Annotated in this window: 30 protein-coding genes; 1 reads left to right on the top strand and 29 read right to left on the bottom strand. The window is 69.3% G+C overall.

The features are described from left to right. Positions 1-476: 476 nt before the first annotated feature. From AB1578_13080 to AB1578_13095, 4 genes are all read right to left on the bottom strand, one after another. Positions 477-1,160 carry a hypothetical protein gene (locus AB1578_13080; protein ID MEW6488832.1) on the bottom strand — a complete coding sequence of 228 codons (684 nt, stop codon included), beginning with the start codon at positions 1,158-1,160 and terminating at the stop codon, positions 477-479. 77 nt (positions 1,161-1,237) lie between these two features. Next, on the bottom strand, positions 1,238-1,681 hold the full coding sequence (locus AB1578_13085) for an AAA family ATPase (protein ID MEW6488833.1): 444 nt from the start codon (positions 1,679-1,681) through the stop codon (positions 1,238-1,240). Then, positions 1,663-2,439 carry an ATP-dependent metallopeptidase FtsH/Yme1/Tma family protein gene (locus tag AB1578_13090; protein MEW6488834.1) on the bottom strand — a complete coding sequence of 259 codons (777 nt, stop codon included), beginning with the start codon at positions 2,437-2,439 and terminating at the stop codon, positions 1,663-1,665. The genes AB1578_13085 and AB1578_13090 overlap by 19 nt, the downstream gene beginning before the upstream one ends. Before the next feature lie 230 nt (positions 2,440-2,669). Then, a complete protein-coding gene (locus tag AB1578_13095) occupies positions 2,670-3,470 on the bottom strand; it encodes a universal stress protein (protein MEW6488835.1) in 801 nt (266 codons plus the stop codon). Between the two features lie 467 nt (positions 3,471-3,937). Here AB1578_13095 and AB1578_13100 point away from each other — a divergent pair, with 467 nt between their 5' ends. After that, a complete protein-coding gene (locus AB1578_13100) occupies positions 3,938-4,318 on the top strand; it encodes a hypothetical protein (protein ID MEW6488836.1) in 381 nt (126 codons plus the stop codon). Between the two features lie 17 nt (positions 4,319-4,335). Here AB1578_13100 and AB1578_13105 read toward each other — a convergent pair whose 3' ends face one another. The 25 genes from AB1578_13105 to AB1578_13225 form a co-directional block, all read right to left on the bottom strand. Further along, the gene (locus AB1578_13105; protein MEW6488837.1) at positions 4,336-4,467 is read right to left on the bottom strand and encodes a hypothetical protein; all 132 of its coding nucleotides are present in this window, start codon (positions 4,465-4,467) and stop codon (positions 4,336-4,338) included. Continuing rightward, positions 4,464-5,522 carry a pyruvate carboxyltransferase gene (locus AB1578_13110; GenBank protein ID MEW6488838.1) on the bottom strand — a complete coding sequence of 353 codons (1,059 nt, stop codon included), beginning with the start codon at positions 5,520-5,522 and terminating at the stop codon, positions 4,464-4,466. Before AB1578_13110 ends, AB1578_13105 begins: the two co-directional genes overlap by 4 nt. A 115-nt stretch (positions 5,523-5,637) precedes the next feature. Beyond that, entirely contained in the window at positions 5,638-6,609 is a 972-nt protein-coding gene (locus AB1578_13115; GenBank protein MEW6488839.1) for a magnesium transporter CorA family protein, read from the bottom strand. Between the two features lie 79 nt (positions 6,610-6,688). Further along, positions 6,689-6,991 carry a transcriptional regulator gene (locus AB1578_13120; protein MEW6488840.1) on the bottom strand — a complete coding sequence of 101 codons (303 nt, stop codon included), beginning with the start codon at positions 6,989-6,991 and terminating at the stop codon, positions 6,689-6,691. An 18-nt stretch (positions 6,992-7,009) separates the two neighbouring features. Then, positions 7,010-7,216 (bottom strand): 4Fe-4S dicluster-binding protein, encoded by a 207-nt coding sequence (locus tag AB1578_13125; protein MEW6488841.1) that lies wholly within the window; start codon positions 7,214-7,216, stop codon positions 7,010-7,012. Positions 7,217-7,223: 7 nt separating this feature from the next. Continuing rightward, positions 7,224-7,880 (bottom strand): 2-oxoacid:acceptor oxidoreductase family protein, encoded by a 657-nt coding sequence (locus AB1578_13130; protein ID MEW6488842.1) that lies wholly within the window; start codon positions 7,878-7,880, stop codon positions 7,224-7,226. A 12-nt stretch (positions 7,881-7,892) separates the two neighbouring features. Next, on the bottom strand, positions 7,893-8,768 hold the full coding sequence (locus AB1578_13135; protein MEW6488843.1) for a thiamine pyrophosphate-dependent enzyme: 876 nt from the start codon (positions 8,766-8,768) through the stop codon (positions 7,893-7,895). A 13-nt stretch (positions 8,769-8,781) separates the two neighbouring features. After that, positions 8,782-9,933: a transketolase C-terminal domain-containing protein gene (locus AB1578_13140; GenBank protein ID MEW6488844.1), complete on the bottom strand. Its 1,152-nt coding sequence runs from the start codon at positions 9,931-9,933 to the stop codon at positions 8,782-8,784. Continuing rightward, positions 9,926-10,522 carry a carbon monoxide dehydrogenase beta subunit family protein gene (locus AB1578_13145; protein ID MEW6488845.1) on the bottom strand — a complete coding sequence of 199 codons (597 nt, stop codon included), beginning with the start codon at positions 10,520-10,522 and terminating at the stop codon, positions 9,926-9,928. The genes AB1578_13140 and AB1578_13145 overlap by 8 nt, the downstream gene beginning before the upstream one ends. Positions 10,523-10,550: 28 nt before the next feature. Beyond that, positions 10,551-10,763, bottom strand: coding sequence for a 4Fe-4S dicluster-binding protein (locus tag AB1578_13150; protein MEW6488846.1), 213 nt, complete (start codon positions 10,761-10,763; stop codon positions 10,551-10,553). 67 nt (positions 10,764-10,830) lie between these two features. Further along, entirely contained in the window at positions 10,831-11,490 is a 660-nt protein-coding gene (locus tag AB1578_13155) for a 2-oxoacid:acceptor oxidoreductase family protein (protein ID MEW6488847.1), read from the bottom strand. Further along, a complete protein-coding gene (locus AB1578_13160) occupies positions 11,487-12,368 on the bottom strand; it encodes a thiamine pyrophosphate-dependent enzyme (GenBank protein MEW6488848.1) in 882 nt (293 codons plus the stop codon). The genes AB1578_13155 and AB1578_13160 overlap by 4 nt, the downstream gene beginning before the upstream one ends. Positions 12,369-12,397: 29 nt before the next feature. Beyond that, positions 12,398-13,555, bottom strand: coding sequence for a transketolase C-terminal domain-containing protein (locus AB1578_13165; GenBank protein ID MEW6488849.1), 1,158 nt, complete (start codon positions 13,553-13,555; stop codon positions 12,398-12,400). A 3-nt stretch (positions 13,556-13,558) separates the two neighbouring features. Next, the gene (locus AB1578_13170; GenBank protein ID MEW6488850.1) at positions 13,559-14,137 is read right to left on the bottom strand and encodes a carbon monoxide dehydrogenase beta subunit family protein; all 579 of its coding nucleotides are present in this window, start codon (positions 14,135-14,137) and stop codon (positions 13,559-13,561) included. Between the two features lie 30 nt (positions 14,138-14,167). Next, positions 14,168-15,121, bottom strand: a complete 954-nt coding sequence (locus AB1578_13175) for a sodium-dependent bicarbonate transport family permease (GenBank protein MEW6488851.1) — start codon at positions 15,119-15,121, stop codon at positions 14,168-14,170. A gap of 143 nt (positions 15,122-15,264) precedes the next feature. Then, on the bottom strand, positions 15,265-16,164 hold the full coding sequence (locus AB1578_13180; protein MEW6488852.1) for a phosphoribosylaminoimidazolesuccinocarboxamide synthase: 900 nt from the start codon (positions 16,162-16,164) through the stop codon (positions 15,265-15,267). Between the two features lie 65 nt (positions 16,165-16,229). Further along, on the bottom strand, positions 16,230-16,727 hold the full coding sequence (purE, locus tag AB1578_13185) for a 5-(carboxyamino)imidazole ribonucleotide mutase (GenBank protein ID MEW6488853.1): 498 nt from the start codon (positions 16,725-16,727) through the stop codon (positions 16,230-16,232). Positions 16,728-16,772: 45 nt separating this feature from the next. Then, on the bottom strand, positions 16,773-17,117 hold the full coding sequence (locus AB1578_13190) for a Na-translocating system protein MpsC family protein (protein MEW6488854.1): 345 nt from the start codon (positions 17,115-17,117) through the stop codon (positions 16,773-16,775). Between the two features lie 336 nt (positions 17,118-17,453). Then, positions 17,454-17,807, bottom strand: a complete 354-nt coding sequence (locus AB1578_13195) for a DUF2294 domain-containing protein (GenBank protein MEW6488855.1) — start codon at positions 17,805-17,807, stop codon at positions 17,454-17,456. Positions 17,808-18,174: 367 nt separating this feature from the next. Next, positions 18,175-18,522: a DNA-binding protein gene (locus AB1578_13200; protein ID MEW6488856.1), complete on the bottom strand. Its 348-nt coding sequence runs from the start codon at positions 18,520-18,522 to the stop codon at positions 18,175-18,177. Between the two features lie 97 nt (positions 18,523-18,619). Beyond that, positions 18,620-18,808 (bottom strand): type II toxin-antitoxin system HicA family toxin, encoded by a 189-nt coding sequence (locus tag AB1578_13205; protein ID MEW6488857.1) that lies wholly within the window; start codon positions 18,806-18,808, stop codon positions 18,620-18,622. Continuing rightward, entirely contained in the window at positions 18,805-19,017 is a 213-nt protein-coding gene (locus tag AB1578_13210; protein ID MEW6488858.1) for a type II toxin-antitoxin system HicB family antitoxin, read from the bottom strand. Before AB1578_13210 ends, AB1578_13205 begins: the two co-directional genes overlap by 4 nt. A gap of 186 nt (positions 19,018-19,203) precedes the next feature. Continuing rightward, on the bottom strand, positions 19,204-19,515 hold the full coding sequence (locus AB1578_13215; GenBank protein ID MEW6488859.1) for a hypothetical protein: 312 nt from the start codon (positions 19,513-19,515) through the stop codon (positions 19,204-19,206). After that, positions 19,512-19,763: a BrnT family toxin gene (locus AB1578_13220; protein MEW6488860.1), complete on the bottom strand. Its 252-nt coding sequence runs from the start codon at positions 19,761-19,763 to the stop codon at positions 19,512-19,514. The genes AB1578_13215 and AB1578_13220 overlap by 4 nt, the downstream gene beginning before the upstream one ends. A gap of 602 nt (positions 19,764-20,365) precedes the next feature. Continuing rightward, a complete protein-coding gene (locus AB1578_13225) occupies positions 20,366-20,509 on the bottom strand; it encodes a formate dehydrogenase accessory sulfurtransferase FdhD (GenBank protein ID MEW6488861.1) in 144 nt (47 codons plus the stop codon). Between the last annotated feature and the right edge of the window lie 5 nt (positions 20,510-20,514).

The raw sequence follows: 20,514 nt of genomic DNA on the forward strand, positions 1-20,514 counted from the left end.
GTTCTGAATTCCAAGGCATTCCCGTCCCATCCCTGAAAATTCATTCTGCTTCATTCTGCTTCAGTTCTTACGACCTCCTCCGAAGGTTGCACCCCCGAACGCAAACGGCCGGACCGGACTGCAGTCACGCAGTCCGGGTCCGGCCGTCGGGTGCCGGGGCTCGCGCCCCCTCACTCTAGGACAAGACGCCGCATCTGGTACGGGAAGTAGACCTGCTCAGGCTCCCTTCCCTTTTTCACCGCCCGGCCGGCCGCCCACTGGAGGCCCTTCGGAGGTGACGAAACGATCCTACCCGCTGTCGCCCCAGCCGTCAAACGCATCCGGCGGCCGGCGGCCAGGATCGGCCCCCTCGAACCGCCGTCGCCGAACCCCAGAGGGCGGCCTCGAGGCCGGCGGCCTGGGAGGGTCCCGAACACTAGCGTTTCCGCCTGTTTCTCGACCGGCGAGGACCCGCCCCCCTTCCGCCGCGAAGTGCGCTACGAACCACCACCTCCCGTACCCGGGCGCGGACCCGGGTCGGTTTCAAGGGCTGGCGCCCGCGGAAGCCCCGTGACCGTGAGGACCTCCTGCTCGTTGAGGGTCCCTCGGGCCAGCAGGGCTTCGGCGAGCGCGTCGATCTGACTCCGATGCACGGTGAGCAGCCGCTTGGCCTCCTCGTAGCTCTCGCTGATGATCCTTTGCACCTCGTCATCGATCGCCCTCGCCGTCTCCTCACTGAACGGTTTTGCACCCGCGTACGCGCCCAGGCGGCCCAGGTAGGGGTTCTCCCGGGGCGCGAGCTGAACCAGCCCGAGCCGCTCGCTCATGCCCCAGCGCGTGACCATGTTGCGAGCAAGGTTCGTGGCCTGCTCGATGTCGCTTTCGGCGCCGGTCGTCTTTGCGCCGTACACAAGCTCCTCGGCGGCGCGGCCCCCCAGCATGCCGATGATTCGGGCGCGCAGGTAGGCTTCCGGGTAGTTGTACCGGTCGCTTTCGGGCCGCTGGTAGGTCACGCCCAGGGCCTGGCCGCGCGGCACGATCGAAACGCGGCTCACCGGATCGGCGCCGGGCACCACCAGGCCCAAGATGGCGTGGCCGCCCTCGTGGTAGGCGATGCGCTTCTTGTCGGCGCGGCTGAGAAGGATCGGGCGCTCGGGGCAAAGCACGATCTTCTCCAGCACGTCGTGGAAGTCCTTCTGGCAGACTTCGTCCTGCCCGCGCCGTGCCGCCAGGAGCGCCGCCTCGTTGACCAGGTTCTTCAGGTCCGCGCCCGAGAGCCCCGGGGTCGCGGCGGCGAGTTGGCGTCACTGGCGAGCGGGACGCTGCGGGTGTGCACCTTGAGGATCGCCTCGCGCCCGGCCTTGTCCGGGAGGTTCACGACCACGCGCCGGTCGAAACGCCCAGGCCGCAGGAGCGCCTTGTCGAGCACCTCGGGCTGATGGGTCGCGGCCAGCACGATGACGCCCTCCCTGGGGGAGAAGCCGTCCATCTCGGTCAGGATCTGGTTGAGCGTCTGCTCCTGCTCACTCGATCCTCCGACCGCCATCTGGCCCCGCGCACGGCCGATGGCGTCGAGCTCGTCGATGAAGACGATCGCGGGGGCGTGCTCGCGGGCCTGCTTGAAGAGGTCTCGCACCCTCGCCGCCCCCACGCCTACGATCATCTCTACGAACTCCGAGGCGCTCATGGAGAAGAACGGCACGCCCGCCTCCCCGGCGACCGCCTTGGCGAGCAGCGTCTTGCCGGTGCCGGCGCGCCCACCAGCAGCACGCCCTTCGGAGCCGTGCCGCCCAGGCGGGTGTACTTCCCGGGCTCCCTGAGGAAGTCCACGATCTCGACCAGCTCGTTCTCGGCCTCGTCGATCCCCGCGACGTCCTCGAACGAGACCTTCGCCTCGTGCTCCTGGTCGTAGCGGCGCGCCTTGCTCCGGCCGATACCCATGAGCCCCCCAGCCCCGGGGCCGCCGTGCTGGGCCGCTCGCCGGAACATCCAGACGTAGAAGCCGATGAAGAGCAGGGCCGGGCCGAAGCTGAGCAGAAGCGTTGCCCAGGGGCTCGCGCCTTCCTGGATCGGTTTGGCGCTGATCTCCACCCCGTGCTCGATGAGAAAGGCCTCCAGGCCGGGGTCGGCGAAGGACGGCAGCACCGTCTGGAAGGAGCCGACCGCCCGGGGCTCTTCCCGGGGGCGCGCGCCGCGCAGACCCGGGGCGGCTGGCTCCGGCCCGGGCTCCGGCCCGCCTCCGTCGCGCACGGGCGGGTAGGTGACCGGCGCCTTGAAGCGGCCCGTGATGGTCTCGCCCTGGCTGTAGATCGCCTCGACGTTGTCCTTCGCGACCTCGCCTTTGAACAGGGTGTAGGGGACCGCAAGCGGTGGCTCGGGGCCTGGAGCGATGAATCGTGCGAGCAGGAAGTTTGCCCCCAGGATGAGCGCGAACCACAGCCAGGTCCGGCGCGGCGGCACCTTCTTCCCCGCGCCCCCCGAGCCGCCCGGTCCCCCGGCCGCGTGGCCGCCGAGGGGGCGCTCTTCACCTTCGAGTGCTTCGCTGTCCGGCCCATCGTTACCTCGTCGAGTGTGCGCGGCCGCGTTGCGAACGGGCTCTGCCGCGGCTTTCCTGGGCTCGGGGGCCGGTGTGCCGGGCTCTTCGCGGCAGGCCTCCCGCGCCGGGCGAGCCCCTCACAGCGCCCCTGGCCCTAGGCGAGGAAGAGCGCCTGGTCCGCGTGGCGGACGGCGTGCACCGTGGTTACACCGAGCACCTGGCTCGCCAGCAGGAGGCGGGCACCGCTGTCCATGACGATGAGGTCGGCGCCCCACTGCGCGGCCTGGGGAAGCAGCTTGTGGAGGTGCTCGCCCGGAAGGTGTTGGAGGTCCGGCGCGAGGCCGTGGGCCCGGCAGTAGGCCGCGGCCTCGCGCAGCACCTCCTGGTCGTTGCCGGCGGCTTCGCCCAGGACGGCGATCCGCAGCGACGCGCTGCGCCAGGCGCCCGACTGGAGGAACCTCTGCAGCGCGAGCGCGGACCCCACCGAGCCGTTGTGCGCGACCAGCACCCTGCGAACCGGGCGGTCTGCGCCGGGGACGGCGACCATCGGGGAGCAGCAGCCGCCGAGGAGCCTTGTGAGGGTGACGCCGGGATCCCGGTCCCCGAACTCGTACTCGAACACGCTGCGCAGCCCGAAGACCAGGAGGTCGTGATGCCGGGAGAGCGACAGGATCTCGCCGAAGTCCTCCCCCGTCTCCCAGCGGACCTGATGCGTGACGCCGCGCGCCGTGCACGCCGCTTCAAACTCCGCCACGGAACGGCGGATGCCCTGCACGGTGAGAGCCTCGGCGAACACGCCCGTGCGGGTGCCCCCCAGGCGCTCCGCGGCGTCCACCTCCACCGCGGTGGCGCCGGTCAGTTCGGCCCCGTGGCGCTGGGCCAGGTCCACGGCGGTCCGAATCGCCACGGGCGTGTACCTGGTACCGGCCAGAACGACCAAGATGCGCTTGATCATGGATCACCCCTCCTGTCGTGGGTGGCGGCGGGGACGCTCCCCGGCGCCTTGCCTTCCGGCTCAGCCCCTGGCGAGAGCCCTCCCGCCGGCGGGGCGGCCGGATCCGAGTCGCAGGCCATCGCTCCCGGCACCGTCCGGCGCCCCAGCCCCGGCCCTCCGCCGGGCCCTCGCTGCGCGGCGGGTTTGGCGGGTGCTCCGCCGCCTTCTCGCCCTTGAAAACGATCGGGCGTAACCGGTCGAGCGCGGACCTCGGAGGAGAAATGCTGACATAGTCATGGACATTGTCTGGCGACGCGTGTTGCAGCTAGGTCTGTGGGCGCTCAACCACTTCTTTACGTGCGCCGGTGACGGAGATGTGGGTGCAGAGATGGCATTGCCCGACGGCCGCGGGGTGCGTCGATTGCCCGAGCTTCACGTGCGGCAGTACCACTCGGTGTTCGGCGCGCTGTCGTTTGCTGAAGGGCACCGTGAGCTCCGTCACGGCCACCCTGCGATCGATGGCCGACTACCGAGGCCTGTCGGCCCGCAAGAAAGAGCAACTGGCCAAGATCTGTGACTTCCTCGACAAGAACCGCGACCGCATGCGCTACGACCAGTACCTCCAAGCCGGCTACCCGATCGCGACGGGCGTGATCGAGGGTGCCTGCCGACACTTGGTCAAGGACCGACTTGAGCGCGCGGGAATGCGCTGGGTCCTCCAAGGGGCCCAATCGATGCTGCATCTACGTAGCGTCCACCTCAGCGGTCTCTGGGACGAGTTCACCGCCTACCGGATCAAGCGCGAGGGCCAGCGACTGTACCCCAACGCCCCGGAGTCCGCTGACCATCCGTTGGCCCATGTTGCGTGATCAGAGCGGGCGACCGGTTACGCCCGCTCTCCGTCCGCCGCGGCGAGGACGGAGTAGCCCGCCTCGGTCAAGAGCCGGCAAAAGATCTCACGGAGGCCGGTCTCGCCCTCGACGATGAGCACCAGAGGCTGCTCGCCTGGGCCGGTCACGGCCGAACCTCGGCGGGCGCCGCCGGGGTTTCCGGCGCTCCGCATTGGCGGCCGGAGCGGTCCCTGCAACGCGGCCCCGAGCGCACGCTCTCGGAGCGCAGGCGCCGCCCCAGGATGCGCTCGAGAGTGCGGCCGGTCTCGAGGAGCCGGCCCAGGTCCAGCCCGGTTGCCACCTCCATCCCGTCCAGCATGGCGGCGAGGTCCTCGGTGCTCACCAGCCCGGTGACCGAGTCGTCCGCCGAGTAGGAGGCGCCGACCCCTGGCACGGGCACGCCGTCCACCAGGGTGGCGGGCTGGCCGCCGATGCCTCCGAGGCTAGCCTCGAACTGGTGCATCCCGGCCTGCAGCGCGGCGAGAACGTTGGCGAGCCCCCAGCCGCGGGTGGTATGGAAGTGGGCCACGTGACGGTGCGGCTCGGGGAACGCTTGGAGGAGCTCGGAGAAGTACTCGTACACCCGGTCCGGAGTGGCGGAGCCGTCGTGGTCGGCGTGCTCCACGTCGCCGGCGCCCAGCTCCAGCCAGCGGCGGGTGAACTCCAGGGCGGTGGCGGTCTCGGTGCGGCCTTGCAGCGGGCACCCCCAGATCGTGGTCACGGCCCCGCACACCTTCATCCCCGCATCGCGGATCTGCGGCAGGTACCGCTCGCACATCCGCCAGTACTCGCCGGCGGAGAGGCCCGAGCTGGTGCGCTGGTAGGCGTCGCTCGTCGCCACCATGAGCAGGAGCCGGTCGGGTCCGTAGCCGTCGCGGCGAGCCTGGATGGCCCGCTCCACGGCCTGCTCCCGGATGGTGACAGCGGTCAGCTCGACCCCTGCGGCCAGGGGGCCCAGGATCTTGCTCGCGCGCAGCGCCTTCAGCAGCCGGTCCGCGTCTCGAAACTGGGGCATGCGCCGGGGGTTGCCGTAGTTCGTCACCTCCAGGCGCCGGCACCCGGCCAGCACCAGTTGCTCGGCGAGCCACACCTTGGCGTCGGTGGCCACGAAGCGCTCCTCGTGCTGCAGGCCGTCGCGCAGCGTGGTGTCGGCGAGGACAGCGGCTCCCGGGATCTGCATCATCGGACCTGTGCCTTTACGCTGACGGTGGCCGATCGCCGTGCCGCCGGAGGATCCCGGGGCACCCGCTCCGCGGCCGGCCGCCACCACGGGGACCCCGCCGCGCCGGGCCCTCGCCCTACGCCGGGGGCGGCGGGGCGCGGCCCACGGCAACGCGCCCCCCGGGGCGCCGGTCCACGGTCTTCTTCATGAGCACCCAGGTGGCCCCACCGAGGGCCACCAAGCCGAGACAGAAGAGGCCGTACGAGAGCCTCCAGTCGAGCCCTTGCGTCATCATGGTCCATTCGGACATGCCTCCGATGCTGGCGATGAGGTTGAGCGGGAGAAACACGATGTTGATGAGCGTGAGGTTCTTGAGCAGCACGTTCATGTTGTTGTTCACGATCGTCCCCCGGGCGTCCATCAGGCCGCTGAGAACCGAGCTGAAGATCGCGGCCTGCCTGGCTGCCTGGCTGTTTTCGAGCAAGAGGTCGTCGAGGGCCTCGAGGTGCCGGGCCTGGAAACCGTGCTGGCCGGCGGCACTGCGCAGCTTGGCCAGGGCAGCGCCGTTGCCCTCGATGGCGTCGACGTAGTAGACGAGGCTTCGGCTCAAGGAGAACATCTGGAGCAGGTGCTGGTTCTCCATGGACACCGTGACCTTCTTCTCGAGCTCGGAGCTCATCTGCTTGATGGCTCTCAGGTGCCCGACGAAGTGGCGCACGGTCCGGAGGAGGTACGCCAGCAGCACGTCTCTGGGGTCGGCAACCTGGCGGAACTCCCGCCCCGCGAAGGACACGTCGCCTGCGGCGCGCACGAGGGCGAGGCCATCGCGGGCAAGCGCCAGGCCCGCCACGCTCACCCCGAGCTCGACGGACTCGGCCACCGTCGCCGTCTCGGGCAGCCTCCAGATCAGCAGCATCCGGTCCTTTTCCTGCACGAACCTCGGCACTTCATCCGGGTCGAGCATGGAGCCCAGGTCGTAGTCGTCGAGGCCGAAGCGCTCTTTGAGGAGGGCCTGGTCGCGATCGTCCGGCGCGACCGCGACCCAGACCGTCCCGGGGCGCTCCGAGGCCTCGGCCAGCCGATCGCCCTGGAACTCGTAGTGCGTCACGCCGGCTCCTTGGCGGCTCCCTGCGGGCCGCTGCTCTTTGTCCGACCGGCGCAGCCCCGGCGCGGCCTGCCGGGCGGCGTCAGAACTTCTCCGGCCGGATGACCTCGACGTCGGCCAGATACACGATCATGGCGTAGTCGGCGTAGTAGGTATCCAGGAGGTGGCGCACCAGGGCCTGGGCGACGGGCTCGCCGCACACCACCTCGATGCGTACGTTGCGGCTCCCCTCCCACTCCCCCGACCGCGCCCCCCGGTGCCCTTCGCCCCGGGCCTCGCAGCAGGTGAACCCCTTGGCCCCCAGCCGCAGGGCGTCTGAAGTGACCCGTCCCTCAAGGGAGGCCTCGGTCACCACCGTGACGAGCCGGCGCTTCTTGAGCTCCATCGGGTGCCTCCTCGCGCGCTACCGCAGCACCGTTTCCAGGGCCTCGCGGGGGCAGAGCTCGATGCATAGCTCGCAGCCCTTGCAGCGTTCCTCCACCACCTGGACCACGGCGTCCTTGGGGCCCCGGCGCACCAGCCGGATGGCGTTGCCCTCGGGACAGGCGAGGATGCACCCCCGGCAGCCGTTGCACTCGTTTTGCACCTTCAGTCTCGCGGTGTAGTACATCTCAGCTTCACCCCTTCCCGTTCTGGACGAACGCCAGGGCCACGCGGATCGACTCCATGTTCTTGTCGACAAGGTCTTTGACCTTGGCGTACTTGCGGCGCAGCACGTCGTCGAGGACCGCCGTGGTGCCCGAGGCCACGAACTTCGCCCCGCCGAAGCGCTGGGCCATGGCCTGTTCGAGGCTCTCCAGGGTCACGGCCCCGGTGGCCCCCACCACGGCTCCCAGAATCGCCATGTTCGTGGCGAGTTCGGTGCCGGCCACCTCCCGGGCGATGCGCGACGCCGGCACGTAGAGGACCCGGGCCTCGAGATCGGCCAGGGCCCCCGCGTCCCGCTCCGAGAGCAGGGGCCGGTCGGCGTTGACGATGAGCCAGCCGCCCCGCCGGAACCCGGAGTAGAACGGCATGGTGAAGCACTTGTCCTGGAGGATCACGTCGGGGTGGAAGACGACGATGGCGTTGGGGTAACCCACCTCGCCCCGCTCGTGGATCTTCTCGTCGCTGATCCGCACGTAGCTCTCGGTGGGCGCCAGCCGCTTCTCGGCTCCGAAAAACGGGACCACCACGCTGCAGTGGCCGTCGTTCACCGCGGCCATGCCCAGCAGGTTGGCCGCCGTCACCAGGCCCTGGCCGCCCAGGCCCGACATCCTGAGGTCGATCCGCATGGGGCTGCTCCTTCACAGGGGTGGGGTGGGCTGGGGGTGGGCGGGCGCGGCGGACGCTTTGCCCTCGACCGCTTCGAGGTAGCGCCGGGCATCCTCGGTCAGGTGCTCGTCGACCTGGGAGGCATGTTCCTGGGCCTTCCGGTAGGCCTCGATGGGGGTCATCTTGTAGTTGGTCTCGCAGACGCAGGCGATGCGCACCAGGGTGGGGCCGACCTCCCGAGCCACCAGGATCGCCCGGCGCACCGCGGTCTCGAGCCGCCGGGGCTTGGCCGGCGTGACCGTAGCCACGTAAGCGCAGCCCGCGGCCTTGGCCAGCTCGGTGAACGGGATCTTGGCGAAGTCCTTGCCCCGGGGCGCCATGTTCAGGGCGACCCCCCGGGGGGTCATGCCGCTCGCCTGGCCCCCGGTGTTGGCGTAGCACTCGTTGTCGAGCATGAACGACGCGAAGCGCTCGCCCCGGAACCACGAGTGGAACGACGGGGCGAACCCGATGTCGGCGAACGCGCCGTCGCCGGCGATGGTGATGACGTCCTTGCGTTTGTCGGGAAACCGCACCCGGAGCGCCCGCCGCAGGCCCGAGGCGAAGGCGTTCTGGGTGCCGAAGGGGGCGATGGTGCAGTGGAGCGCGATTTGGGGGTGGATCACCCCGAAGCACCCGGCGCAGGTGACCACGATGGTCTCCTCGGGGCACGGCAGCGAGGCCAGGAGGAGCCGGAACGAGGTGGTCAGGTTGCACCCCGCACACAGGGGGTGCTCCCCGATCAGCTCCTGGAATGTGCCCAGGTCCTTCACCCCCAGGCCGCGGCCGTAGGGGCCGTCGGTGATCAGCTCCCGGTACTCGGGGGGAAGGATCGCCTCGTACCCGGGTGCGGCTTTCAGTGCATCCATGAGTTTGCCTCCTCTAGGGCCGCGCCGGGGCGAGCCGGCGGATCTCGTCCAAGATGAGCTCCGGCGCCATGGTCATGCCCGCGAACACCCGGGGGCCGGCGAACACCCGGGAGTGCCGGTCGATCCGCGACAACACCTCCCGCGCGAGCCAGCCGTTGAGGTTGTACTCGGGAATCAGGATGGCCTTGGCGCCCTCGGTGAGGGCCGCGATCTCGGCCTCGGGAAAGGGACGGATCGAGCGGAGCTTGAGGAGCCCCACGTCCAGCCCCTCGGCCCGCGCCGCCTCCATCGCCGCCCGGGCCTGGGCGGCGGCCGAGCCCGACGCCACCAGCAGGATCTCGGCCCTGGGGTGAACGGCCTCCACCAGCCCCCCCATCAGCCGGTCGATGTGCTTGCGCGCCCGCTGGTGGGCCGCCCACACCTCTTGCTGCCAGCTCGCGTTGGCGTCGTAGCTGATGAAGTTGCTCTTGATGACCAGGCAGTCCCGGGCCATGCGCACCGGCACCGCCTCCATGTCCATGGCCGGCACCGGCGCTACGGCCGGGTCGTAGGGGTGGAGCACTAGGTGGTCGGGGGGCAGCTCCACGGTCTCCCGGCTGTGGGTGACGAAGAAGCCGTCGACGAACACGGCCACGGGCACGTGGACCTCGGGCTGCTCGGCGATGGCGTAGGCCTGCAGGGTCATGTCGAACAGATCCTGGGCGTGCTCGGCGTGGAAGATCAGCATGCCGGTCTCGAGCAGGTAGGCGAGCTCCACCGAGTCGGGCTGGATGTTGGCCGGGGTGCCCACGCCCCGGCCCATGAAGGCGCACACCAGCGGCAGCCGGTACCCGGACCAGCAGGCGATGGCCTCCATGCCCCGCAGGGTGCCGGGGCCGCTGGTGGCGGTGAACACCCGGGTGCCCCCCGCCGCCGCCCCCATGGCCGAGACCATGACGTGGAGCTCGTCCTCGCCCCGGTAGTAGTCGCCGATGAAGCCGCCGGCCCAGAGGTCGCCGCACAAGTGGCTCACCTCGCTCTGGGGGGTGATGGGGTAGACCACCACCACGTCCACTCCCGCCCGCTTGACCGCCTCGGCCAGGGCCTCGTTGCCGATCAGGTAGTGCTTCTCCCGGGGCGCCTCGAAGAGCAGGTGCTCCGGGCTCACCGCCGTGCGCTCAGCCATGGACGGCTCCTCTCTGGGCCCGTGCCACCGCCTCGGTGAGCCGCCCGATTACGGCCGCATCCGCGTCCCGCAGGGTGATCATGGCGTCCTCGTGGCCGCGCTCGCCGCACAGGGCGATGGTGTAGCAGGAGCTGCCAGCCCGGATGATCTTGAGGGCGATGTTGGCGTAGTGGCAGTGGACCCCGGCAAACAGGCACACGTCGATCTCGTTGTGCCAGATGGTGAGGTTGGGGTGGTTGGGGTTGATCTCCCGGTCCGGGTGGATCCGCGGGTACTTGGGCCGGTAGTCGGGCATGGGGATCATGCGCATGCCCGGCACCGCCGCCACCAGCTCCAGCAGCGCCGCGGCCTTGGCCAACCCCTTGGGGGCGCTAGCCCACAGAACCAGGGGCCCGGGGAACAGGGTGGGACGGCGGGCCGCCACGAGCTGGGCGGCGATGGCGTCGAGAGCCTCGGCCTCGGGCACGGCGAGGCCCTCGATCAGGCCCTCTCCCGGTTCCGGGAGCACGATGCCCCGCGTGGCGGCCGCGGGCGCGAGGTACGCTTCCGGCCCGGGGCGGACCCGGTAGGGTATCGGTGTCGCGTTCACAGGGGTCTCCTTCACCGTAAGGACCGGCTCAGGCGCCGGCGGCCGCGGGCGGGCGCTCCAGGCTGACGCACCCCCGGGGACAGTGCTCCACGCACAGGCCGCAGCCCTTGCACCGGGCGGCGACCACCCGGACCTTTTGGGGCGCGGGGAAATGAACGATCGTGTTGGGCTCGGGGCAGGCCAGGATGCAGAGCCGGCACCCGTTGCAGCGTTCGTCGTCGACCGAGGCGGTCACGTACATGGTCGATTCTCCCGTTGGGGTGATCCGGCGCGGCCCTGGGCCCTTGCCGGGGGCTCGGGTTCGGCGGCTACCGGGCCACGCGGGCGGCCGCGGCGCGCAGCACCGCCATGTTGGCGGCGATGAGCTTCTCGGTCTTGTCGTACTGTTTGCGGAGCTCGTCGTCGAGGGCCGCGGTGGGCCCCGAGGCGACGAACTTCCGGGTGCCTCCGAAGCGCTCGGCCAGGGCTGCCTCGACCGATGCCAGGGACACCACCCCGGTGGCGCCGATGAGCCCGCCGATCATGGCCATGTTGGCGGCGAGCTCGGTGCCCCCCACGTCCCGGGCCAGGCCGATGGCTGGCAGGAACCGCACCGTGGCCCCCAGGGCCGAGATCTCCCGCCGTTCGGCCTCGGGCAGATCGATCGCCCCCTCGGCGTTGACGACGATCACCCCGTTCTTCCGCAGCCCCGAGAAGAACGGCATGGTGTAGGACTTGCCCTTCAGGATCACGTCGGGGTGGAAGATCAGGATGACGTGGGGGTACAGGACTTCGCCGGTGTCCCAGATCTCGCCGTCCGCGATGCGCACGTAGCTCTCGGCCGGCGCCAGGCGCTTTTCGGCGCCGAAGAACGGGTTGACGACGGCGTTTCGGCCGTCCAGCACGGCGGCGCTCCCCACGATGTGGGCCGCGGTCACCACGCCCTGGCCGCCCAGGCCGGACATGCGAATGGAGATGGGGCTGGTCATGGTGCGTTCTTCTCCTCTTCCCCGGAGCCAGCCGTGCCCTCCCGGGCGGCGAGGCATTGCTCGGCCTCGGGCGTCAGGTGCTCCCGAAAGCCGTAGTCCTTTTTCCCCCGCTCCTTGGCCAGGCCCACGGAGCCCGCGGGGTTCATCTTCAGGTTGGTGGGGCACGGCGTGTAGACCTGGAGGTAGGTGGGCCCGACCTCCCGGGCCACGAGTACGGCCCGGCGGAAGACCTTGCCGAGGCGGGCGAGATTGCCGGTATTGGCCACGGCGACGTAGGCACACCCCGCGTCCACGGCCAGATCCGGCAGGCGGATCTTCTCGAACTTCTTGCCGGTGGGGGCCATGTTGCGCACCTCCCCCTGGGCGGTCATGCCGCTCTCCTGGCCGCCGGTGTTGGCGTACACCTCGTTGTCGAGCATGACGGTGGTGATCTTCTCGCCCCGGAACCAGGAGTGGAGCGTCATGTCGAGGCCGATGTCGGCCGTGGCTCCGTCCCCGGCCACCACGACGACGTCCTTCACCCGGCCCGGAAAGCGCAAGGTGAGGGCGCGCTTGAGGCCGCTGGCGACGGCGTTCTGGTTGCCGAAGAGGGAGTGGACGTTGTGGAGGGCGAGCTGGGGGAAGGCGATGCTGTTGCAGCCGGTGGAGCCCACCAGCACCGAGTCCTCGGGGTTGGGCAGGGAGGCCACCAGGGCGCGGAAGGCCAGGGCCAGGTTGCAGCCGGCGCACAGGGGGTGTTCCTCCAGGAGCTCCTGGAAGGTGCCCAGGTCCCGGACCCCCAGCTGCCGGCCGAAGGGGCCGTCGGCCACCAGGTCCTTGTACTCTTGCGGCATCACGTCGGCGAACGCCGGGTTGATGCGGGTGATGTCGAGGGACATGTCGGATCTCCTTTTCTCTCGGGTCGGATCTACACGCCGGCCACCCGGGTGCCCCGGAGGGCGTCCAGGATCACCTCGGGGGGCATGGTCATGCCGCCGTACACCCGGGGCCCGGCGACGATGCGGTCATTGCCGGGGATCATCGAGGCCACCTCCCGGGCGAGCCAGCCCGAGCGGTTGAACTCGGGGATCACGATCCTCTCGGCCCGGGCCAGGGCCCGGCGCAGCTCGTCCCGGGGGGCGGGGCGCAGCACCTTGATCTTCACCAGGCCGACGTCCAGTCCCTCTTCCCGGGCCAGCCGCGCCGCCTCCCGGGCCTGGGCCACGGCGGTGCCCGACGCCACCACCTGGATCGGGGCGTCCGGGTTCTCCTGCTCCACGAAGGGACCCACCACCTCGCGCAGGAACGGCCGGGCGCGCTCGGCGGCGGCCAGGATCTCCTGTTGCCAGCTGGCGTGGGCCGCGTAGCTCACGTAGTTCGACTTCATCACGAAGGGGTCGCGCATGTAGCGCACCGGGGGCGTCTCCATGTCCACGGTGGGCACCGGCGACTCGGCCGGGTTGTAGGGCTCGAGCTTCACGTCCTCGGCCACCACCCGCACCTTCTGGCGGGTGTGGGTGACGAAGAACCCGTCCACGAACACCCCCAGGGGGACGTGCACCACCGTGCGCTCGGTGACCGAGAAGGCCCCCAGGAGCATGTCGTAGAGGTCCTGGGCGTTCTCGGCGTGGAGCATGAGGATGCCCGTGTCGAGGAGCATGCCCATCTCGATGGTGTCGGGCTGGATGGTCAGGGGCGCGTTGATCCCGCGCGTCATGAACGCCATCACAATCGGCAGCCGCGTGCCCGCCCACATGGGGAAGTTCTCGAACGCCCGCAGGGTGCCCGGCCCGCAGGTCGCGGTGAAGACCCGCACGCCGGCCATGGCGGCCCCGGCCACCTGGGACATGACCGCGAACTCGTTTTCGCCCCGGAAGTAGTCGCGCAGGTAGCCCTCGGCGTAGAGGTCCCCCACCAGGTGCATGCTCTCGCTCTGGGGGGTGATGGGGTAGGCGATGGCCATGTCGACGTTGGCCCGGCGCACCGCCTCGCGCACCGCCTCGCTACCGGTGATGAACTGCTCCTCGCGGCGGGCCTCAAACAGCAGGTAGGGGGCCGGTACGGGCCTCAGCGCTTCGCTGGACATGGCTCAGGAGCCTCCCTTCTGCGCGGCCCGCACGGCGTCCCGGAGCTCTTCCAGGACGGCGTTGCCGGCGTCCCGCAGGGACACGTGGGCGTCTTCATGGCCGTCGTGGGCGCACAGGGCGACGGTGTAGCAGGCCGTTCCGCCCCGGATGATGCGCAAGGCCAGGTTGGCCTGGTGGCAGTGGACGCCGATGAACACGCCCACGTCGATCTGGTTGTGCCAGATGGTGAGATTGGGGTGGTTGGGGTTGATCTCCACCGCCGGGTCGATCATGGGGTACTTGGGCCGGTAGTCGGGCATGGGGATGACCTTGGCCCCCGCCTCCCGGGCGATCTCCCGCACCAGGCGTCCCCGCTCCAGGGCGTAGGGGGTGTCGCGCCACAGGAGCTGGGGCCCGGGAAAGAAGGTGGGCACCGCGGCGCCCGCGAGCCTGGCCGCGATGTGGCGGACCGCCGCGTCCCGGGCAACGGCCTCGCCTTCGATCAAAGCCTCACCGGGGCGGGCCGGCAAGACCCCCCGCAGGGCGGCGGCCGGCGGCAGGTACCCCTCCGGCCCGGGCAAAACGCGATAGTGCTCCGCCATGGTCGTCTCCTTGTGCGATGGACGGCGTCGTCAACCCAGAAGCCCCGCAGCGAAGCGGGCCATCCAGAGGTAGAGGGGGATCCCCCACACGAGGTTGAAGGGGAAAGTGATCCCCAGGGAGGTGGTCAGGTAGATGGAGGGGTTGGCCTCGGGAACGGCGAGACGCATGGCCGCCGGCGCGGCGATGTAGGAGGCGCTGGCCGCCAGGGTGGCCAGCACCGCCGTGCCCCCCACCGAGAGCCCCACGGCCGTGCCCACCGCCGCCCCGAGCAGGCCGAAGCAGAGCGGCGCCAAGGTGCCGAAACCGACCAGGAAGGGCCCGAGCTTTGCCAGGTCCCGAAGCTGCCGGGACGCCACCAGGCCCATCTCTAGCAAGAACAGGACCAGCGCCCCCTTGAACAGGCCGAAGAAGAGCGGCGCCACGGCCTGGGTCCGCTGGGGTCCGGCGACCGCGCCCACCACCAACCCGGCCACCAGGAAGAAGACCCCCTTGCCCAGCAGGATCTCCCGCGATACTTCACCCCAACGGCCCGAGTTGTTGCCCAGGCCGCGGGCCAGGAGGATCCCGACCGCCAGGGCCGGGATCTCCATGAAGGCCAGCATGACGGCCACGTAGGCCTCGTAGGAGACGCCTTCGCGGTCGAGGAAGCCCAGGCACACGGCGAAGGTCACGGCGCTGACCGACCCGTAGTGGGCAGACAGGGCGCCGGCGTTGGGCCGGTCGAGCCCGCCCATACGCAGCACGGGATAGGCCAGCAGCGGCGTCGCCGCCCCCAGAGCCAGGGCAGCGCCCACCCCGGGCGCGGCCTGGGCGAAGCCGGCCGACGCGAGATCCACCCCCCCCTTGAGGCCGATGGCCAGGAGGAGGTAGACGCTCAGGGTCTCGTACAGGGCCCCGGGCAGCCGAATGTCAGCCCCCAGAACCCCCGCCAGGAGGCCCAAGCCGAAGCAGAGCACCGCCGGGTCAAGCAAGTTTTCGATCATGCCGTCGTTCCCAATGGCGGGTTTCCGCCGGCTGCCTCCGGGCGGTCCCCAGCCGGCTCCCCTGGACAACGCAGGGGTGCACGCCGCGGGCACGCAGGGAGTGGTGGGAGGGGACCGGGCGCCTCGAGACAGCGCTCAAGGACTCAAGTGCCCGGCACCCCTCCCGTGAGCAGGGTCAAGATCTCCTGGTAGCGGCGGGCCGTCTCGGCGACGACCTCCGGGGGCAGGCTTGGACCCGGCGGGGTCTTGTCCCAGGCGCAGGTCTCCAGGTAGTCGCGCACGTACTGCTTGTCGAAGCTCTCCTGGGGCTTGCCGGGCGCGTAGGAGGCGCGGGCCCAGAACCTGGAGGAGTCCGGGGTGAGAACCTCGTCGATCAGCACGAGCCCGCCCCCTGCACCCAGGCCGAACTCGAACTTGGTGTCGGCCATCAGCATGCCCTTGCCGGCGGCCAGGCGAGCACCCTCCCGGTAGAGAGCGAGGCTCACGTCCCGAAGGCGCCGGGCGACGTCCTCCCCCACGGCCGCGGCGGCTTCCTCGAAGGTGATGTTCTCGTCGTGCTCCCCTTCGGGCGCCTTGGTGGAAGGGGTGAAGAGGGGTGAAGGGAGCTGCTCGGATTCCCGAAGACCCGTGGGCAGCGGCAGCCCGCACACCGTCCCCCGGTTGCGGTACTCCTTCCAGCCCGACCCCGCCAGGTACCCGCGCACGATGCACTCCACGGGCAGGGGCTCGGCCTTGCGGACGAGCATGCTGCGCCCCTCCAGTACGGCGGCGTGACGCCGGGCGGCAGCCGGGTAGCCGGACGGGTCCGTGGAGACGAGGTGGTTCGCCACCACCGAATTCAGGGCTTGAAACCAGTAGGCCGAGAGCTGGGTCAGCACCCGGCCCTTGCCCGGGATCGGCGTGGGCAGCACTACGTCGAAGGCGGAGATCCGATCGGTGGCCACGATCAAGAGATGCTCCCCCAGGTCGTAGACGTCGCGCACCTTACCCCGCCGAGGGGAAGGCAACCCTTCCAGGTCGGTGTGCATCACGGCATCGCTCATCTGCGCAATCCTCCTCGTCGTATTCGTCTGCCGTTGATCGTGGAAAGGGATCTTGGCGAACACCCTCAGTCCCCTGCTTCGGCCCCCAATTTCCTGGTTGCCTCCAGAAGGCTCACGCGGTCTTCCTCCCGCAGGGCCTCGAGGCGTGCCGCGAGTCCCGCGTTCTCCACCGCCAGGATCTGGCAGGCCAGAAGGGCCGCGTTCACTGCCCCGTCCACGGCCACGGTCGCCACCGGAATACCCTTGGGCATCTGGACCGTGCTCAACAGGGCGTCCTGCCCGGACAGCGGGCCCGAGGCGAGGGGCACGCCGATCACCGGGAGCGTGGTGTGGGCGGCCGCAACCCCGGCCAGGTGGGCCGCCATGCCGGCGCCGCAGATCACCGCCGCGCACCCCCGCGCCCGCGCCCCCGATACGATGGCCACCACCCGCGCAGGATCCCGGTGCGCGGAGGCCACGTGAACCTGGCAGCGCACCTCCAGTCTCTCCAGTGTCCCCACCACCTTCTTCATGACTGGCCAGTCGTTGGCGCTGCCCATCAGGATCTCTACCGATCTCGTCATCACTTGTCCTCTCCTCGCTCGGGGGCTGTCGGTCCTTGTCGTTCTTCACGTAAGTACGGCGAACAGCACTTTGTGGCGGGTGCCTGGCGCACTGGTCAGCCACGCGCAGACCACGCCTTGGCCCACAGTCCGGCGCGCGAGGGCGTCGAGGGGACCCTTGAGCTCGCCGGCACAGGCGTCGTGATACTCTCGCAGAATCCGGCTCCCCGTTTCCTCCGACCCCAGCGCCGCCTCTGCCGGACAGACGCAATCGCACAGCAAGGCGCTCAGCAGCCCCGGACTCAAGCAGACTTCCACCCGTTCGGGCGCGCGACCCATCGCGTCTCCATAGAGCCGCCCTATGCTCTCCGCGAGGACGGTCACGTCGGGCACACCGGGAAGAAGCGTCATATCCATTCTCCATGGCCCCACTTCCGGGCCGAGAGCTCCGGGCCAACAGTGAAAAGCCGGGCTCGTCCCCCGTCGTAGCGCTCAACGATCCACGCGAACAAGAAACGGCCGGACCCGGTCTCGCTTCTGGCGAAACCACGATCCGGCCGTCGGGCGCCGGGGCAAAGGCCCTTGCGCTGTGGGGCAAGACGACAAAAGCCGGAACGGTGCCTTGCCCGTGTCCGGCTGACCCCTCGGCTGACCCCCGCTCACCGCGGGAGACCTCCCAGGAGTTTGCTCTGAGAGAGCTTCTATCAGTCTTCGGTGCTGCGGGTCAAGCGCTTTCCTGTTCCCGACTCAGGGGGCCGCGTCGAGGGTGAACACGAAGATCCGTTCGCCGGTCTGGGTGCTGATGTCGGCGTGCATCGAGAGGACCCTGCGCCCCGTGACGTCTTGCACCAGCGCGTACACCAGGTGCTGGGCTCCCTCGACGAGCTTCGAGCGCACCCGCTTCACGAGATCCACCCCCTCCGCGGTCTTGCTCAGGTGCTGCTCGGCCGGCGTCAGCACGCCCTTCAGCCGAACCAGTACGAGGTCGCCGATGAGGAAACAAGACGCCTCCTTGGGTCCTCGCCCCTTGTATTCTCTCTCGAACTGGACGAAGGCCTTCGCGATCTCGTCTTGCATCACCCCGTGGGTCCGTCCCGCCATGTGGCCGCCTCCTCTGTTCGACGCATGCTACCGAAGCCCGGGCCCCACGTCCACAGACTACAGGTTGGGCCTCAGGGCTCCGTCAAAGGCAGCGGTGCCCACAATCAGGGCGGATTGCCGGAGACCCCAGTCGCGCCTTCCGCGAAAAGGCCGGCCCGCTTCCCGGCTTCCAGGATCGCGCCGAGCTCCGATCCGGGAGATCCGGGACGTCCGGGGGATCCGGAACGTTGGTGTTGGCGGTGCACTGTGCCTGGTGCCGCCGGTCCTTCCGTCGGAGTGCGGGGGGGGTGGAGGGGCCCTCTCCCGGAGGAAGAGGGGATTCCTGGAGGGAGACGTTACCCAAGGGGGAGAGGGAATCGTGGCGCGGCTACGCAGCCCGCAACAGGAACTCGACCTTCACGGCGTCGTAGGGGAACTCGATGCGGCCCTCCGGGGTCCGGGTGACCACCCCGGCTTCCAGGAGCGCCCGGACGTCGCCGTGGACCGCCTTGACGTCGCGCCCGACCCTGCGCGCCCCTTCTCGGATCGAGACCGGGCCGGCGCCGCACAGGGCCTTGAGAAGGTTCCAGCGGTTGGCGGTGAGCACCTTCCACAGGAGCTCGGAGGTGGCGAAGCCGATGCGCACTTCCCGATCTGCCTGCCCCCTCTCCATCACGCGCGCGGCTTTCGCCAGCGCATCTTCCAGCGAGCGAAATTCAAGAACGACCGTGCGCATGATTCCACCTCTCGATGTCCAGTACAGCCTGCCTCCCTTCGGGCTGTGCGGGTGGCGCTTGCGCCCGTCCGAGCCAGCCACGTGTTCGCCCTTTGCTTCACCGAATCGGAGGCACTCCGAGGTCACGGCAGATCTTCCTCGCAAGATCGTTGCTGATCTCGGTATGCCTCGGGACGGCGGACCGCTTGTTGTGGGCGCGGTTCTGCCACCAAGAGTGACGGCTGCCTTCCCGCACGAACTCACACCCCTGCGACCGCAGGTACGTGATCAGTTCATGCCTCTTCATACCGCGATCCGCTCCTCCGTATAGCTGTCGCCAGCTGCCGAAAGCGCGTCATCTCGATTGAATTCGAGCGCCTCGCGCAGGGTCACCCTTAAGCTTTCGAGCAACTCCTCGCGGGTTGATTCTTGGCAGTTGACGCCAGGCACCTCCTCAATCCACCCGACCCACCAATCGCCATCCTGCTTAATGACGGCTGTGTATTCCTTGTTCATATCGTAATCCTTTCCCTTCTTTGGACGAACGGCGCCCATCGTCGTCTGCGGGGACGAGTCGTCTGCAGGGACGTTCGGGGTCGTCTGCAGGGACGTTCTTCGTGCACCTGCGCGATACTCTGGTTAACAACACGAGTGCGTGAACATCCTCTTGACGTCCCTCACGCGGTGGGCGGAGCATCCTGTTTACGCCGGGGTTCGGCCCTCGCCCTTTGTCTGGAGCTCCCGCTTCACCGCCGTGTAGACGCCTTCCTCCAACTCGATGCGCTCGCGTATGACCTTCGTCAGCCACTCTTCGATCCCGCCCGCGCGATGAACTCGGGCGAGGAAGGCGGCCCGCTCGGCAAGCTCCGGAGGGATAGAAAATGAGCCGGCTCTTGTCCGTCGGACCTCGATCGGCTTCTCCCACGCGCCCTCGTCTTCTGCTTGGGCCGTCACCAGTTCGTCGATCCGTGAAGAGGTGATTTTTCGGTTTGCTTGCTCTTTTTTGATCTTCATAGCGGCCATCCTGTGATGATCCGAACCACGTCTCCGGATTTCACCTGAAAAATGATCTTCAGTTGCCGACCCGCCCAGCTGCGCCCGATCAGCTGGAAGCGGTCGCGAAACTGCTTGTTCCGCCGCACGACGAAGTCGGAAAAGAAACACTCCACTGCTTCCTCGAACGATACGCCGTGGGCAGCAAGCTTGTCGCTGTCGAAGTCATACTCGAAGTCACTCGGCTGAAAGCGGCTCCAGTTGACCAAGATTCTCGCCCTTCTTCATATCTGGAGCAGAACCCACGTCTTGAAGGGGTAGGCTTCCTCCCGGCTCCCCTTGTGCCGAGGCTTCCCCTTTGTCCCGCTCCTTTTTCTAGCGCAGCACGCACTGCACTTCGACCACGTACGCGAGTCGGTACTCGAAGGCGTGCTCTGACGGGGGACCAGCTCCGAAATCCGCCAGATCACCACGTCGACAAAGGCGTCGGCAGCGACGACCGCTCGCCGGCGAACCAGGGGGGGAGGCCCTCATGTGGGAGAAACTACCAACGCCAACGGGTGTTGTCTATGACCTCAACACACAGGAGGAGAGAGGGGGACGCAGCCCCGGATGCGGGCCGGGGGCAGGGTCTTCCGGGATTCTGTGGGCATACCCTTGTTGGTAGCACGCCGAGCCTTCGGGCCAAGCCTCCACCCGCTCCTGGTGGGCGGGGGACAGGGGGCGGGGGACGTGACTGGGCCGCCCCCCTCACCCCGGCCGTCTCCCCCGAGGGGAGAGGGAGCTGTGGCACACGCAGCGAGGTGGTGCAGAGCACACCGAAGGGGCCTCTCCAGAACCCACTGACTTCCCGGAAGGGCCCGGGGCGCCGCTACCCCTCGATCCGCTCTTCTCCGCTGTAGACGGTGAAGCGGCCGGCGCGGACGTAGCCGATGAGGGTGATGTTGAGCTTCTTCGCGAGCTCTACGGAGAGGCTGGTGGCGGCGTTTCGGCTGACGAGGACGGGGATGCCCACCCGGG

Source organism: Thermodesulfobacteriota bacterium (assembly GCA_040756475.1).
GTDB lineage: Bacteria > Desulfobacterota > Deferrisomatia > Deferrisomatales > JACRMM01 > JBFLZB01.

Excerpts from the sequence above, each read along its gene's own strand:
- AB1578_13095 (MEW6488835.1), bottom strand. The coding sequence starts at position 3,470 with ATGATCAAGCGCATCTTGGTCGTTCTGGCCGGTACCAGGTACACGCCC.
- AB1578_13110 (MEW6488838.1), bottom strand. The coding sequence starts at position 5,522 with ATGATGCAGATCCCGGGAGCCGCTGTCCTCGCCGACACCACGCTGCGC.
- AB1578_13120 (MEW6488840.1), bottom strand. The coding sequence starts at position 6,991 with ATGGAGCTCAAGAAGCGCCGGCTCGTCACGGTGGTGACCGAGGCCTCC.
- AB1578_13125 (MEW6488841.1), bottom strand. The coding sequence starts at position 7,216 with ATGTACTACACCGCGAGACTGAAGGTGCAAAACGAGTGCAACGGCTGC.
- AB1578_13130 (MEW6488842.1), bottom strand. The coding sequence starts at position 7,880 with ATGCGGATCGACCTCAGGATGTCGGGCCTGGGCGGCCAGGGCCTGGTG.
- AB1578_13135 (MEW6488843.1), bottom strand. The coding sequence starts at position 8,768 with ATGGATGCACTGAAAGCCGCACCCGGGTACGAGGCGATCCTTCCCCCC.
- AB1578_13140 (MEW6488844.1), bottom strand. The coding sequence starts at position 9,933 with ATGGCTGAGCGCACGGCGGTGAGCCCGGAGCACCTGCTCTTCGAGGCG.
- AB1578_13150 (MEW6488846.1), bottom strand. The coding sequence starts at position 10,763 with ATGTACGTGACCGCCTCGGTCGACGACGAACGCTGCAACGGGTGCCGG.
- AB1578_13155 (MEW6488847.1), bottom strand. The coding sequence starts at position 11,490 with ATGACCAGCCCCATCTCCATTCGCATGTCCGGCCTGGGCGGCCAGGGC.
- AB1578_13160 (MEW6488848.1), bottom strand. The coding sequence starts at position 12,368 with ATGTCCCTCGACATCACCCGCATCAACCCGGCGTTCGCCGACGTGATG.
- AB1578_13165 (MEW6488849.1), bottom strand. The coding sequence starts at position 13,555 with ATGTCCAGCGAAGCGCTGAGGCCCGTACCGGCCCCCTACCTGCTGTTT.
- AB1578_13170 (MEW6488850.1), bottom strand. The coding sequence starts at position 14,137 with ATGGCGGAGCACTATCGCGTTTTGCCCGGGCCGGAGGGGTACCTGCCG.
- AB1578_13175 (MEW6488851.1), bottom strand. The coding sequence starts at position 15,121 with ATGATCGAAAACTTGCTTGACCCGGCGGTGCTCTGCTTCGGCTTGGGC.
- AB1578_13180 (MEW6488852.1), bottom strand. The coding sequence starts at position 16,164 with ATGAGCGATGCCGTGATGCACACCGACCTGGAAGGGTTGCCTTCCCCT.
- purE (MEW6488853.1), bottom strand. The coding sequence starts at position 16,727 with ATGACGAGATCGGTAGAGATCCTGATGGGCAGCGCCAACGACTGGCCA.
- AB1578_13190 (MEW6488854.1), bottom strand. The coding sequence starts at position 17,117 with ATGACGCTTCTTCCCGGTGTGCCCGACGTGACCGTCCTCGCGGAGAGC.
- AB1578_13195 (MEW6488855.1), bottom strand. The coding sequence starts at position 17,807 with ATGGCGGGACGGACCCACGGGGTGATGCAAGACGAGATCGCGAAGGCC.
- AB1578_13200 (MEW6488856.1), bottom strand. The coding sequence starts at position 18,522 with ATGCGCACGGTCGTTCTTGAATTTCGCTCGCTGGAAGATGCGCTGGCG.
- AB1578_13205 (MEW6488857.1), bottom strand. The coding sequence starts at position 18,808 with ATGAAGAGGCATGAACTGATCACGTACCTGCGGTCGCAGGGGTGTGAG.
- AB1578_13210 (MEW6488858.1), bottom strand. The coding sequence starts at position 19,017 with ATGAACAAGGAATACACAGCCGTCATTAAGCAGGATGGCGATTGGTGG.
- AB1578_13215 (MEW6488859.1), bottom strand. The coding sequence starts at position 19,515 with ATGAAGATCAAAAAAGAGCAAGCAAACCGAAAAATCACCTCTTCACGG.